Annotated in this window: 13 protein-coding genes; 9 read left to right on the top strand and 4 right to left on the bottom strand. The window is 47.0% G+C overall.

All coding sequences use genetic code 11. The features are described 5' to 3' along the window. Positions 1 to 130 precede the first annotated feature (130 nt). The 3 genes from H9L11_RS17690 (at position 131) to H9L11_RS17680 (ending at position 3807) form a co-directional block, all read left to right on the top strand. On the top strand, positions 131 to 1426 hold the full coding sequence (locus H9L11_RS17690) for an MFS transporter (RefSeq protein ID WP_025768655.1): 1296 nt from the start codon (positions 131 to 133) through the stop codon (positions 1424 to 1426). 101 nt (positions 1427 to 1527) lie between these two features. After that, complete coding sequence (locus tag H9L11_RS17685) at positions 1528 to 2544, top strand: nuclear transport factor 2 family protein (protein ID WP_205391333.1); 1017 nt, start codon at positions 1528 to 1530, stop codon at positions 2542 to 2544. Between the two features lie 177 nt (positions 2545 to 2721). Next, positions 2722 to 3807, top strand: coding sequence for a porin (locus tag H9L11_RS17680; protein ID WP_017820111.1), 1086 nt, complete (start codon positions 2722 to 2724; stop codon positions 3805 to 3807). A gap of 69 nt (positions 3808 to 3876) precedes the next feature. Here the strand turns inward: H9L11_RS17680 and H9L11_RS17675 are convergent, their stop codons facing one another. The 4 genes from H9L11_RS17675 to hisD form a co-directional block, all read right to left on the bottom strand. Next, a complete protein-coding gene (locus H9L11_RS17675) occupies positions 3877 to 4590 on the bottom strand; it encodes an alpha/beta hydrolase (protein ID WP_205391332.1) in 714 nt (237 codons plus the stop codon). A gap of 1 nt (position 4591) precedes the next feature. Then, positions 4592 to 5596, bottom strand: a complete 1005-nt coding sequence (locus H9L11_RS17670; RefSeq protein WP_205391331.1) for a cupin domain-containing protein — start codon at positions 5594 to 5596, stop codon at positions 4592 to 4594. Positions 5597 to 5679: 83 nt separating this feature from the next. Then, entirely contained in the window at positions 5680 to 6414 is a 735-nt protein-coding gene (locus tag H9L11_RS17665; protein WP_047102420.1) for an SDR family oxidoreductase, read from the bottom strand. 1 nt (position 6415) lies between these two features. Beyond that, positions 6416 to 7708 carry a histidinol dehydrogenase gene (gene hisD, locus H9L11_RS17660; RefSeq protein WP_005374756.1) on the bottom strand — a complete coding sequence of 431 codons (1293 nt, stop codon included), beginning with the start codon at positions 7706 to 7708 and terminating at the stop codon, positions 6416 to 6418. A 289-nt stretch (positions 7709 to 7997) separates the two neighbouring features. Here hisD and H9L11_RS17655 point away from each other — a divergent pair, with 289 nt between their 5' ends. The 6 genes from H9L11_RS17655 (at position 7998) to H9L11_RS17630 (ending at position 14502) form a co-directional block, all read left to right on the top strand. Continuing rightward, the gene (locus tag H9L11_RS17655; protein ID WP_025768660.1) at positions 7998 to 8747 is read left to right on the top strand and encodes an aldolase/citrate lyase family protein; all 750 of its coding nucleotides are present in this window, start codon (positions 7998 to 8000) and stop codon (positions 8745 to 8747) included. A 150-nt stretch (positions 8748 to 8897) separates the two neighbouring features. Further along, on the top strand, positions 8898 to 9854 hold the full coding sequence (locus H9L11_RS17650) for a substrate-binding domain-containing protein (protein ID WP_025768661.1): 957 nt from the start codon (positions 8898 to 8900) through the stop codon (positions 9852 to 9854). A gap of 267 nt (positions 9855 to 10121) precedes the next feature. Beyond that, positions 10122 to 11117 carry a TRAP transporter substrate-binding protein gene (locus H9L11_RS17645; RefSeq protein WP_205391330.1) on the top strand — a complete coding sequence of 332 codons (996 nt, stop codon included), beginning with the start codon at positions 10122 to 10124 and terminating at the stop codon, positions 11115 to 11117. Between the two features lie 58 nt (positions 11118 to 11175). Then, positions 11176 to 11739 (top strand): TRAP transporter small permease, encoded by a 564-nt coding sequence (locus H9L11_RS17640; RefSeq protein WP_205391329.1) that lies wholly within the window; start codon positions 11176 to 11178, stop codon positions 11737 to 11739. Beyond that, positions 11736 to 13016, top strand: a complete 1281-nt coding sequence (locus tag H9L11_RS17635; RefSeq protein WP_205391328.1) for a TRAP transporter large permease — start codon at positions 11736 to 11738, stop codon at positions 13014 to 13016. Before H9L11_RS17640 ends, H9L11_RS17635 begins: the two co-directional genes overlap by 4 nt. 511 nt (positions 13017 to 13527) lie before the next feature. Further along, positions 13528 to 14502 (top strand): ester cyclase, encoded by a 975-nt coding sequence (locus H9L11_RS17630; protein WP_054574863.1) that lies wholly within the window; start codon positions 13528 to 13530, stop codon positions 14500 to 14502. Positions 14503 to 14544: the final 42 nt, after the last annotated feature.

Below are 14544 nucleotides of genomic sequence, written 5' to 3'. Positions count from 1 at the left end.
GATCACGGATCTAATAACCTTAAAAAAACTATGATTCACCCCGACACGAAATCGAAGATGATCCAAATAAGATCGTGTTCATTAAGTTTGAATAGCAACAAATCCTAAGTGAAATAGAGGTTTATCGGTCATGAATGCCAAAAGACACATGAGCGAAGTTCCTATGATTCAAAGGGTAGCGGCCTATCTAGCGATACTGGTTGGTTACTTTTTCTATTGTTATAACTTTGTAATTATTGACTACGTACGCCCATACATCGTTGAAGCGTATGATGGTATTAGCCTGTCAGACACTGCCCAGTTCTATACATGGCAGTCGGTTGGTGCACTTATCGGTGCATTGAGCTGTGCTTGGTTCGCAACAAAATTTGGTAAGAAATCCACTCTTATTACCATCACAGCCCTAAACGGTGGCGCAACGATCATCAATATGATGTTCACCGACTACACAACATGGGCAGCAATGCGTTTCATCATTGGTTTGTCACTGGGTGGTTACTTCACCGTGGCAGTAAGCTTGATGATCGGCCTATTTACGCCAACGGTACGTGGTAAGTTGACGGCATTCGCGTCTTCTATGTTCTCTGTAGCACTGATGGTAATGGGTGCGTATGCAGCATTTATTGCAAGCATTGATGCACCATGGGAAAGCCTAATGCTTGTTGGTGGTATCCCACCATTGGCAGCCGCTGTGGTCATGATCTTTGTGCTACCTAGCGACAGCAAAGTGATCGCTTACGGTGAAGAAGAACAAGCAAAAGCGGAAGAATCAGACGCACCAGCGAAAACAGGCTCTTGGGGCGAAATGCTAAGCAAGCCTTACCGTAAGATCACTCTAACGTGTCTATTACTGGCTGGCCTTAATTTCTACGGTTTCCAATTCTTTGGTGGCTTCGTAACCACTTACCTACGTGATGTACGTATGTTCGACGGTGCAACCATCGGTCTCATCTTCTCTATCTCAGCATTTGGTTCACTGTTTGGTGCGTGGTTCTGGGGTTGGGTAGCTGACAAATTCGGTCGTAAGGTGAACGCATTTGGCTTCATCCTAGCGGGCATCATGGTTTCAATCTTCTTTGTTGCACCTGGCGACATGGTGATTGGCGGCCTAAACATGCTGGCTCTACTTGGTCTGATTTACAACTTCGGTCTGTCTTCTTCAGCGGTATGGGGTGGTTACTTCTCAGAACTGTTCCCAGCACACCTACGTAGCTACGGCGCGGCGCTATTCCACGGCGGTCGTATCCTCGGTATGTGGGCACCAATGGTACTTATCTTCATCCAAGAACGTACCGACCTACAAACCGCAATGTGGGGTTCACCAATCGTATGGATCCTTGCTGGTCTTCTATGGCTATCACTGCCAGAGACACTAAAAGGCGGCGTGTTCGATAAGAGCAAAAAAGCCGAAGCAGCAAAAGCGTAACTGAATTTCAAAAACTCCGGCTGGCTCCCCGGCCGGATGAAAAAACTTAATTTCGAGTCCTGTTCCCAAAGCCGACTCGACAGCAAATAAGAGAGTTTATTATGTCTAAATATCAAAAAGCGAAACGCGTTGTACGTGAATACTTCAGCGCAATGGAAAACGCAACTCACGAGAACGTGGCAGAAGTACTAAAAGCACACACTTCAGAAGATTACCTATGGCGTGGTGTTTACCCATTCCGTGAGCAACAAGGCGCTCAAGCAGCGGCTGACGTTTTCTGGGCTCCTTTGATGAAATCAATGACTCGCATGCAGCGTCGTCAAGACATCTTCATCGGTGGTGAGAACGAAGTAACATCAGGTGAAATCTGGGTAATGAGCATGGGTCACTTCATGGGTCTATTCGACGCTGAATACCTAGGCATGCGCCCAACTGGCAAAATCATGAACATCCGTTACGCAGAATTTAACTGTGTTGAAAACGGCAAGATCACTAAGACTGGCCTATTCCTAGACCTTCTAGGTGCAATGGACCAAGCGGGTTGTTACCCACTGCCACCATCAACAGGTAAGCACTTCGTATACCCTGGTCCTCGTAACCACGATGGTCTACTGTTCGAAGACGCAGCACCAGAAGAAGGCGTAGCAACACTAGCACTAGTGAACAAGATGGTTGATGACCTATCTGCACTAAACGACAGCGGCGCTATGGGTTGCCCACCAGAAGTTCTTGAGAAGAGCTGGTCTAAAGACATGATCTGGTACGGTCCATGTGGTATCGGTGCGTCTTATACAATCCCTCGTTACCAACAGCAGCACCAATTGCCGTTCCGTAACAACCTAAAAGACAAGAAGTTTAACGGCCACGTATGTCGTTTCGCAGAAGGTAACTTCTCTTGTTTCTTCGGCTGGCCAAACCTATCTAACACGCCTATCGGTGGTTTCCTAGGTATGACAGGTGGTGAAGTACGTGCAGACATGCAAGTGGTTGACGTTTACTACCGTGACGGCGACAAGCTATCTGAGAACTGGGTACTGATCGACCTTCCTTACTGGCTAAAACAGCAAGGTCTAGACGTGTTCGAGCGTACTCAACAGATCCTAAACCCTTCTCTCTAAGAAGTCCTAGGGGCGGATTGTCAACCCGCCTTTATGTTGCCTGAATCCCCTCTCGGTTCAGGCGACATGCTCCCAACTCGTGCCTCAAGGATGGGGCACAACCTCAAGATAGAACCCTTATTCAAAACGGGCATGAACGCACGGTGGCTTTCTGCGCCCTGAATAATGAGATTGATGATGAAAAAGTCGACCCTTTCTGCAGTGATTTTAGCAGCGCTTACTTCTAGCTCAGCCTTTGCTGCACACACTTTTGTTAATGACGCTGGCGACAGCCTAACCATCGATGGCCGTTTCGATCTTCGCTACCAAGACCGTGGCGGTGATGACAACGGCGAATGGAACAGCGGCAGCTCACGTTTCGGTTTGAAAGGCCAAATGGGTCTGGATAACGGCTGGACTGGTTTCGGTCACGCGGAATGGGGCTACAACTCTGGCGCGAACGGCGACAACATTTACGACCGCTTGCTATACGCAGGTGTTGATCACGAAAAATACGGCAAGATTGCTGCGGGTACTAAACAGTGGTCTACCTTCTACGACGTAGCATGGTACACCGATTTAGGTCGTGTATTCGGTACTCGTGGCTCAGGTGTTTACAACCTAGCTGACTGGGGTATCGCATCCGGTGCTGGTCGTGCGGAAAACTCAATTACGTACCGTAATTCAATTAATGAAAAAGTGAGCTACGGCTTTACTTACCAGACCACGCGTGAAGATGTTGCTCTAGCAAGCAATGCGACAGCCTCACTGAAAAACGGCATGGGTGCTTCGATCACTTACAAACCCGTTGATGGCGTAACACTGGGTGCGGCTTACCATCAAAATGAAGTTGCGGATCTAGACGCAAGCGTGGTTGGCGTAGAAAACGGCGACAACATGCGCATCATGCTATTGGGCGCAAACTACAGCAACGGTGGCTTCTACGCAGGTGCGACTTTCCACGTTGGCGAAAACTGGGAAGCAGTGAGCCAAGGCGGTACGGACGTAATGTTCGATACCCTAGGTGGCGAAATCTACACTTACTACCACTTCGACAACGGCTTGCGCCCAACGTTGAACTACAACTACATGGAGGATAGTGGTGACGAGACACAAGGTTACGAGCGTAACTTGCTGATCCCTGGTCTTGAATACCACTTCCAGAAGAACAAATTCCTAGTTTGGACTGAATACCAGTTCGACCTAGGTAAAGATCAGTACGATGGCAGCAAATTCGAAAACCGTGATGATCAATTCGCGGCAGGTATTCGCTACTACTTCTGATAATACTCATCGCTCACCACCTATACCCAAGTAGCCTTAAGGTGGTGAGTGATGAAGTTCTTATCAACACTAAGCAAAGTTATCTTGAAGCCAAGTAGTCATCACTTCACTAATAATTAAAGGCTGCTCAAGCGTAGATAGATGCCCACACTCAGGGATAACATGAAGCGTGACGTTTGGGATGCATCTCTCCATGAGCAGATGATTGTCTAGCGGACAAAGCTTATCTTCTTTACCTGTTATCACCAACGTAGGAGCTTGAATGTCCGCCAATAAAGGTCGAGCATCCGGGCGAGTTGCTAACGCTTTAGCATGTGCTTCAAATGCCTCCAAACCTACATTGACCGCCATGCCTTCTATACGCTCACTTAACGCTTTGTCTTGCAAACGGCTTGGATGAATCAGCACAGGCATCAGAGTGTCAGGCGTAATGCGTTCAAACTCACCACTTAACGCACGGCTAACCAGTGCATCACGCTTTTGTGTCACCTCTGGCTTTTCATCTGCTGCATTGGTATCCATGAGGATCAAGCCTTTGACTCTGTTTGGCGCTTGACGGTACACCTCAAAGGCAAGAATCCCACCCATTGATAAGCCACCCAAGACAAACTCCTGCGGTGCGTCTTGCAACACTTTCTGCGCCAGCTGTTCCATTGACGGCAATGAGGCCAGCGTCGGGCATGAAGGCTCAACCCAACTTGGCAACGCTCGGTTGACTTCCTCAAACAATGTGCCATCACAAAGTAGTCCGGGTAGCCAAACTAACGAGGTGGGTTGCGTCATTTTATTCTCCTGCAAGCGGCTTTGGTTGATCAGACCCAAGAATGCAATACGTCAAACTATTACCACGCAAGTTCGTCAGTGAATAAGACGCACCTTCTGGAACATTCAGCACATCACCGCGCGTTAAAACAACACTCGCTTGTTCGCCTTGATGCGTGAGGACGACTTCAGTATCGCCATCAAAGTTGATAAGCACTTGTTTTTCTTCTCGGCAGTGTTGAGGAATCGAGCCACCTTCAGAAAGCTCATAAGCCATGATGCTCACTTCATCGTCACTCTTTACTTGGAAGTCATAACTCGCCAAAGGATGACCCGTTAAGGCGTATTGTTTCACGTTGCTTCCGCCGAAATCGCCTTTGATTTCACGATAATCTTTTTGCAGAGCGACAAATGGCATCATCTCTTCTGCGGTGTAGGTATCGAAGGTCGCGAGTTCTTCTTCGGTAAGCAGCGGCATCAATTCTGATTCTTGTGGCACCGGGTCGCCATTAATAGTGTCCACAAGTGTGCCATCGGCTTTGAGGTATAAACCATAACCTTGACTGTCTTTGATAACGTTTGGATGCCAAATAACGCCGCCACCTGAATCGTCGCCGCCAAGTACCGAGAACATAAAGCCGTAATCGCGGCCAACCACTTCAAATCCACGGAAGAGATTGGTTGGAATCGAGATGACGTCACCGTGAGACAACACCGCCTCGTGTTCACCATCGTTCCCCCAATAAAAGCGGAACTGACCTTTGAACACCAAGAAAAGCTCAGCGGTGCGATGAGAATGTAACGAATTTTTGATGCCCGGCGGTTGGCCTGCGGCACCAATATTAAAGCCCGCCGTATCGCGAATATGAACATGCTGACGACTGCTCTCTGCCACCCCGGCACCGATAATACAAAAGTTATCTTTGAGATCACTGCCTGGCGTGCGCGCATCAATAAACGCACTCGTACCCGGAATCAGCTCCATGTAGCGGACCAGATTATTATTCATTTTAGATTGTAGAGTCATTGTAAATCCTTGTTGTCCTTGTTTGGACCTAGCCTTTGAATTGTTAGTTACAAGCCTAAAGTTAGTTACAGACCGAAAGTGTGTTACAGACCTAAAGGTCGCCCACCATCAACCGCGATGGTATTGCCTGTCGAGAAGGTCAAAACTTCTGCTGCGGCGTACACGGCTTGAGCGACTTCTTCATCATTGGCTAAACGCTTAAGCGGTGTGGATTGTTCTTGTTGATTACGCCATGCGTCATCCAAGCCTTTGACAAACTCAGTGTCGACAAGCCCTGGAGCAACAGCCAGAACTCGAACCTCGGGAGACAGAGCGCGAGCTAAAGAACGGGTCATGTTCTCCGCGGCAGATTTACTTGCACAGTAAGCAATGTTGCTCCCCATCGCAGTCTGTGCCGCGATAGAAGTAATGTTCACCACACAACCATTGGCTTGCTTAAGCCAAGGCTCAAACGCTCGAACCATGGCAAAAGGCGCACGGACGTTCACTTGGAAAATTTGGTCAAACAGCTGGTCATCTAAACTTTGCAAATCAGAGTGCGCGACGAATTTCGTCATCCCCGCACAGTTGACCAACAAATCCAGCTTGTCGCTTATTTCACTGACTTGATGTTTAAGCTGTTCAATCGCACTAGAATCTGCCACGTTCAATTTGAATGCTAGATGCTCGTTACGTGGCAGCGAGGAAAGCACATCCTCGGCCGCTTTCTGATTACTGTTGTAAGTCAAAATTACGCGATATCCCGATTCAGCTAGCTTGCGACAAATGGCGGCACCCAGTCCGCCACTGCCGCCTGTGACTAAGGCAAGTTTCGACATATTACGCCTCTTCCACTTTGCCTTTGTAACGGCGCACACGAATATCCGCTTGCTCTTTGTGGCCAGCAAAACCTTCGAGTGCACACAAGCGAGAGCAGTACTCACCGACTTTTAGCGACGCAGCTTCCGTTACACGCTGGTAAGTACAGGTCTTGATAAATTTACCTACCCAAAGACCACCGGTGTATCGCGCCGCTTTCTTCGTTGGCAGTGTATGGTTGGTACCAATACATTTATCGCCGTAAGAAACGTTGGTTTCACGACCTAGGAACAAGGCACCGTAGTTGGTCATGTTATCTAGGAAGTATTTAGGATCTTCCGTCATCACTTGCACGTGTTCAGAAGCGATATCGTCTGCCACTTCCACCATTTCTTCGTAGCTATCACACACAATCACTTGTCCGTAATCTGCCCACGCTTTACCCGCAACTTCAGCCGTTGGGAGAATGGTTAACTGACGTTCGATCTCTTTGATGGTTTCTTGCGCAAATGTTTCGCTATTGGTCAACAATACAGCGGGAGAGTTGTAACCATGCTCAGCCTGACCAAGCAAGTCTGCCGCTGCCAATTCCGGGTCACAGCCTTTCTCATCGGCAATGACTAGGGTTTCCGTTGGGCCTGCAAACAAATCGATACCGACGCGACCAAACAACTGACGTTTTGCCTCTGCTACAAATGCGTTACCCGGCCCTACAATCATATCGACCGGTGCAATAGTCTCCGTCCCCAGAGCCATTGCACCTACCGCCTGAACACCACCGAAGCAATAGATTTCATCCGCACCCGCCATTGCCATCGCAGCGACAATCGCCACATTCGGCTGGCCATTAAACGGTGGCGCACAAGCAATAACACGTTTTACGCCCGCGACTTTCGCCGTCAGTACACTCATGTGAGCGGATGCAACCAATGGGTATTTACCGCCAGGGATGTAACAACCCACGCTGTTGACTGGAATATTTTTATGCCCCAGTACCACACCAGGCATGGTTTCTACTTCGACGTCTTTCATTGAGTCACGTTGAATTTGAGCAAAGTTTCGAACTTGTTGCTGAGCGAACTCGATATCATGACGAGTCGATTCATCAAGCGCATCCACACAGGCTTGGATTTGCTCTTCTGACAGGCGGAATTGCTCCGGCGACCAGTTATCAAACTTTTCAGACAACTCACGTACAGCGCTATCACCTTTCGATTCAATATCAGCAAGAATGTTTTCAACAATCTGACGCACTTTTGCGTCGTTTGATGCTGATGCTTCTTCAGTGATTCCGTTTTTTAAAATGCGTGCCATTGGGTTTCTCCTTGAACATTGAGGCTGACGAACGGTTATTTTTATGCTTTTGGATACGAATGCAAAATCAGATTAAACACTTAATTAACATTTGACAAGTTAAGTCAACAAACCAAAAAAACCACCCTTAAGCCTTTGTATTGATTAATTTAAACAAATAAAAGTAAGTAATAAGGACCTTGATTGAGTTTAATTTTTAATCAAAAATGAGTTTTAGATCACATCATTTTTACTCATCATTTACATTTCACCGTGTTAGTTTTTGCATACCTTTGCAAAGGAGAGAATTATGAGCAATTTTAAGCAACGTCTGACTAAAGAAACGCTATTAGGTACATTTGTTAAAACCCCTCATCCTCACATTATCGAGGTATTGGCACTGGCAGAGTTGCCTTTTGTGGTACTGGATGCAGAGCACGCACCTTTCGATCGTTCCTCGCTTGATCTGTGCATCATGGCGGCCAGAGCGAATGACCTCGCGTGCGTGGTACGAGTACAAGACAGCGCTCCTTCAACCATTTTGAACGCGCTTGACTGTGGCGCGGCGGGTGTACAAATTCCCCATGTTTGTACTGCTGAGCAAGCGACGCAACTGGCGAAAATCTGCCATTACGGCGAAGGTGGCCGAGGGTATGCTGGTTCCAGTCGAGCAGCGCAATACGCCACTAAGCCCATGGTTGAACACTTAAAAGACAGCCGTGCGAATACGATTGTCATTGCACAAATTGAAGACCCTCAAGGGGTTGAAAATGTTGAAGCGATTGCCAATGTTGAAGGAATTGATGCGCTCTTCATTGGCCAAGTTGATCTCACTGTCGCTTATGGTGCTGATAGCGTTCATGATGAGAAAGTCGCACAAGCAAGTATGCGAGTAATCGAAGCGGCCAGAGCCGCCAATAAACCTGTTGGCATGTTTGTCTCGACGGCTCAACAAGCTCGGGAATGGCGTGAACTCGGCGTTAGCTTCTTTTGTGTTGGGTCTGAACACAAAATGATCATTGATGGCTTCAAGCAAGAGAGAAATGTGATGAATTCTTGAGTTTTCTCTGATATTTACGCCTTATCAATGTAATGCTCTAGACACAGAAATCCCCTAGCCCATACACTCAGCACGTATGAGAAGGTTCAATGGCCTTAAATAAGGAGTATCACCATTAAAGCGAAAGTAACTTCGATCGACGTCGCGAAGATGCTCGGCGTCTCTCAATCGACGGTATCTAGAGCATTCAGCCCGACTGCGAGTATTAGCGAGAAGAAACGCAAAATGGTGATGGATGCCGCAGCTAAGCTCGGATACACACCGAATGCCATCGCCCGAGGTCTGATTTCGAATCGTTCAGGCTTAGTGGCGATTGCGTTAGATAGCGAATCAAACCCAATGTACGACATGCAATCTCGTGCTTTGGCTGTCGAAATTCAAAAGCGAGGCGGACAAGTTGTGCTTTGCCCTATCGACAAGGACGACCTCGATCTCGCCATTTCACGCGCCATTGAATACCAAGTGGACGGACTCGTTATCGCCACCAGCCGTTTAACCTCACGCGCGTTTGCCCAATGCGAAAAGTTTGGCGTTCATTTAAGCTTGATTAACCGCTACGCCGAGGGTATTAATGCCAATAGCTCTGGTATTGATAACCGATTGGCGGGCCAACAAGCAGCCGAGTATTTAACGCAGAAAGGCGCAAAACAGTGTGCTTATATCAGTGGCGATGCTGGCTCCATGACCAGTGAAGAGCGTTGGCTGGGTTTCTCTTCAAAATTGCAAGAACTCGGCTCCCCGTCACCAACCTTTATCCAAGCCAAGTACAGCTTTGAAGCAGGCTTAGAAGCGGCGAAAGCGATCTTGTCGCACACTAGCAAACCCGATGCAATTTTTTGTGCAAACGACATCCTCGCCATGGGTGTGATGGATGGCTTGCGACAAGCCGGAGCAAAGATCCCCCAAGACTTCTCTGTGATGGGTGTAGATAACATTCCGATGTCTGCATGGCCGAGCTATGATTTGACCACCATTGCTCAACCAGTCGACAAAATTGTTAAACGAGCGGTTGAAGATTTGATGAATCGAATCAACGGCAACCTGGATGCAACTGGCGAATACCTTTTCGAGCAAGGCACCTTGATCGAACGTAGTAGCACCATTTAATAAATCCATTTTTATTCATTCTTCATAAACAAAATGCCTTGCTTTCGAGTAAGGCATTTTCTGTGATCACGATTAAATTTTCACCAATCGTTATTTAATTCCTCATCAATTTATCAATCTTGTTATTGACTTGTTACTTTAATGTTTTATTTTGGATTCGTATGCAAAATGGATATGAATTGCTCAACTAATTTATAAAAACATAAAAAGTTGTGTGACTTGCCGACGAATACCAATGGCAGGTCATACCAGAAACAAGGAAGAACGATGAAGAAAGTAATCCTTACTTCACTTACCGCACTGGGGCTTGCATTTAGCAGTATGAATACGTTTGCAACCAGTGTTATTCGTCTTGCTCATGACAGTCAAGAAACCTCTCCCGTACACAAAGCAATGCTCTATTTCGAACAAGAAGTGGAAGCTCGCTCAAACGGTGAGATAGAAGTTGAAATCTATCCGGCGAGACAACTAGGCGATGTGCGTGAGACGACTGAACTCGTACAGCAAGGCAACTTACAAATGACGTTTGGTGCGTCAGTTTTACTCTCTCCCTACGTCCCAGAGTTTAACGTGCTCGACGTGTTCTACCTTTTTGATAGCGAAGAGCAAGCACACAAAGCGCTCGACAGTGAGAAGATCGGACAACCATTGTTGAATGCTATGGAATCAAAAGGCTTTCATGGACTTGGCTTTATGGAGGTCGGCTTTCGTAGCGTGACCAACAACAAACAGCCAATTGATAGTATTGAGGACCTGAAAGGGCTAAAGATTCGCTCGGCATCTAACCCCACTCAAATAAGCGCGTGGAAATCTATTGGTACTGCGCCAACATCTCTGTCTTGGGGAGAAATTTTCACCTCGTTACAACAAGGCCTGATTAACGCTCAAGAAAGTGCTATCTACTCTATTTATGCCGAACGTTTTTACGAGGCACAAAAGTACCTCTCTTTAACTAACCATATATACACCAACTACGTGTTGTTCATGAACAAATCGTTTTGGGATTCACTGCCGGCCGCACAACAAGCGCTGATCAGTGAAGTAAGCAAAGAAACCATCGCAAAACAGCGTGAGCTCGCCGCGCAGCAAAACCAAGAAGTAATCAAAGAGCTCGAAGCAAAAGGCATGACGGTTAACATCGTCCCAGACGAGGTACGCAGCATCATGAAAGAGAAAATGAATGCGGCCGTGTACCAGGACTTGCGCAGTAAAACGGGTAAAGACTTGTTTGACAACGTGATGGCCGAGATAGAACGCCTATAACTCCCACTCTTTTGCACGATCTGGCAACAGGTCGTGCTTTCTCGTTTTGGAGGTGAACATGAAGTGGTTTCGCTTACTAGACAAATACCTAGAACCTACCCTTATCGTTATCGCGATCTCGACGATGACAACTTTACTGTGCTTGCAAATCGCACTACGCCTATTTGACGCAACGATCGCGTGGTCTGAAGAGCTGGCACGTTATTTATTCGTATGGGCGATGTACCTGAGCATCAGCTATTGTATCCGAGATGATCGACACATCCGCATTCGTGTGTTCATAGATAAACTTCCGGGCAATTGGACGCAATTCAGTTTGATTGTCTCTGATCTTATCTACCTTGCCTTTAGTGCCACTGTCGCCTGGTTTGGATTTAAGGTTATAAACCGCAGCCTGCAACTCGGTCAGATTGCACCCGCAATGGAAATTCCTATTGCGTGTTTGTATACCTCTGTTTTAGTTTGCGCACTATTAAGCTGCGCGCGCCTAGTGACAAGCATTTATCAACGTGTGAACGCGTGCTCCACCAGCAATGAACGAGTTCGCTTTTCTCGCCAACGCTATCGCCATATCAAAGCAAAGTATCGTACTTCTAACCGACTATTGGAGTTTAACGCATGACGTCTGCACTTTTGTTTGGCAGCTTTGGTCTGCTTCTGCTCATTGGCGTTCCGGTCGGTATTGCTCTGGCGGCAGCCAGTATGGTCGCGATACTCAGTCTGCCATTTCTTAACATCGAGTTTTTAGTCCAAGGGATGGTAACAGGGCTCGACTCTTTCCCTCTCCTCGCCGTCGTTCTTTTTACCTTGGCAGGTAACCTTATGAGCCAAGGAGGGATCTCAAAACGATTATTGCATGTGGCGGAGGTCTTCTTTGGCCACTTTACTGGCGGGCTTGGCATCGTGGCCATTGTGGCGTGTATGTTCTTCGCTTCCATCTCTGGTACAGGGTCTGCCACTGTTGCCGCTATCGGCCTGACGATGATTCCCTCGATGGTGAAGAAAGGCTACGACCGCAGCTTTGCAGGTGCCTTGATAGCCTCTTCCGGCGGGATTGGTGTCATTATTCCGCCTTCTGTGGTGATGATCGTCTACGCGATCACTGCTGAGGTCTCGGTCACCAAGATGTTCATGGCGGGCATCATTCCTGGCTTGGTCGTTGGTATGGTATTGATCGGCTACTGTCTGATTGTCTCCAAAATACGGGGCTACACAGGTAACGAGCACAAAGCGACTTGGGCAGAGCGTCTTGATGCGCTAAAAGAAGCCAGTTGGGCAATGCTACTACCCGTTATCATTCTCGGTGGCATCTATTCCGGCATTTTCACGCCTACCGAATCAGCCGCCATCGGAGTTCTCTATGGCTTATTCTTTGGCATGTTTGTTTATAAAGAACTCAAACCAACGCAAGTGGTGAAAATCATTCTAGAGTCGTCACTGTTAGTTGGCGCTGTGCTCGTCATTGTGGGTGCGTCCGTGACGTTTGGCCGCATATTGACCCTAGAACGTCTACCGACCGAGATTGCTCAGTTCATTCTATCGATTACTGAAAACAAACTTCTGATACTGCTTTGCATCAATGTCCTGTTGTTGCTTGTCGGTACCTTTATGGAAACGCTGGCAGCCATTGTTATTCTCACGCCAATTCTGTTACCCATTACGTCAGCACTCGGCATGGACCCCGTTCATTTTGGGATCGTGATGATCGTGAACTTGGCCATTGGCTTTGTTACGCCTCCTCTGGGTGCCAACCTGTTTATGGCAAGTCAGGTAGGCAAAGTACCGATAGAGTCGCTCTCTAAAGCCATCATGGGCTGGATTGGTGCAATGATAGTGGCCTTGATGTTGATTACCTTCATCCCTGCCATCTCGCTATCATTACCTGCGCTTTTATCCTGATCGTTGCACTCATAGAGCGCTTATGACTGTTATAGCCACTAGATAAACACCTTTCTAGTGGCTTATTCGTTATTTACTTCCGATTTAATAAAAAGCCTTAAAGCATTCGTATGCAAAAGGAAAATTTGAAAGATATAAGGATAATTGACACCAAAATAGCTGAATGTTAGCGATAAAGTCTATTTGGGTGCCTTGATCTGCATGATTATCAGTTTTGGCTTAATCATTTGTTTCCATTCAAACAGATAAAAATAAATTAAGCGATTAAAAACAATAAGATATTAGGAAATTCATACAAAAAACTTTGACTTCCTTTCTTATTAACACGTCTAGATAAGAGATAGCTTCCATCTCTCCTGTACTTTTTTAGTTTATTTTCCGCTCAATTGTTAAAAATCTGATCATCAGCACGCTATTTAAACAATTGAAAAACAATCCGTTGACAAAATGGCAACATGATATATTTTGAATACGTAATCAAAACATAATTATTCAATTACGGAGGTGATTTATGGCCATGGTTGGCTTCGATGAAAAGTGGCGTGATTTTCCCGACTACATTCTTGGTATCACAAAAGAGATTTGGGAAGACCGAGGTTTAAACACCTTAGAACACTACTACTCTCCCGACATTGTTGTGCGTACTCCACTCTCTATCGTTCAAGGAAACGAAGGGGTGATCAGTGCAACAATGGCGACACTGGCCGAGTTTCCCGATCGCACGCTATATGGCGAAGACGTCATTTGGTCAGGCACCCCGGAACAAGGCATGCTTTCTTCTCATCGAATCATCTCTACTGCAACACACAGTGGCAACGGCTTCTACGGGCAAGCCTCGAACCGCAAACTTCGTTTCCGTATTATCGCAGATTGCCACGCTATCAATAACCAAATCAATGACGAATGGTTGGTTCGCGATCAAGCCGATATCGCGAAACAACTGGGTATGACGTCAGAAGAGTTTGCACGCCAACAAATCGAATTTGAAGGTGGCGTGGAATCAAGCCCATTTCCGTTCACACCTGAAGTCGACATTCCTGGACCTTATTTGGGCGTAGGCAACGACAACGAATATGGTCAGCGCTATGAAGCAATTCTCAGAAGCCTTATGAATGCCGAGTTCTCTATAGTACCGAAAGAGTACGACCGCGCTTGCATCGGCGAATACACTGGCGGTCAAAATGCCCTATCACACTCGGAAGTCGATCATTTTTGGATGGCACTTCGTGCGTCTTTCCCAAATGCTCAATTTACCGTTCACCATCGTATTGGCCGGGATGACGACATGATGTCACCACGCGCGGCAATTCGATGGTCTTTGCACGGTAAGCATGAGGGATATGGGATGTTTGGTAAGCCTTCAGGAAAAGAGGTTTACATCATGGGGATCAGCCACGCTGAGTTTGGCCCTTGGGGTCTTCGTCGCGAATTCACTTTGTTTGACGAGACCGCAATCTGGAAGCAAATCCTGCTACAGCAAGGCTAACGGCTGACTAAACACTATTTATTAAAATCACAGACAGTAAGG

It is taken from the genome of Vibrio sp. sp1, from assembly GCF_016920955.1.
GTDB classification, from domain to species: domain Bacteria; phylum Pseudomonadota; class Gammaproteobacteria; order Enterobacterales; family Vibrionaceae; genus Vibrio; species Vibrio alginolyticus.
This window is presented reverse-complemented; position numbering and strand designations above follow the sequence as displayed.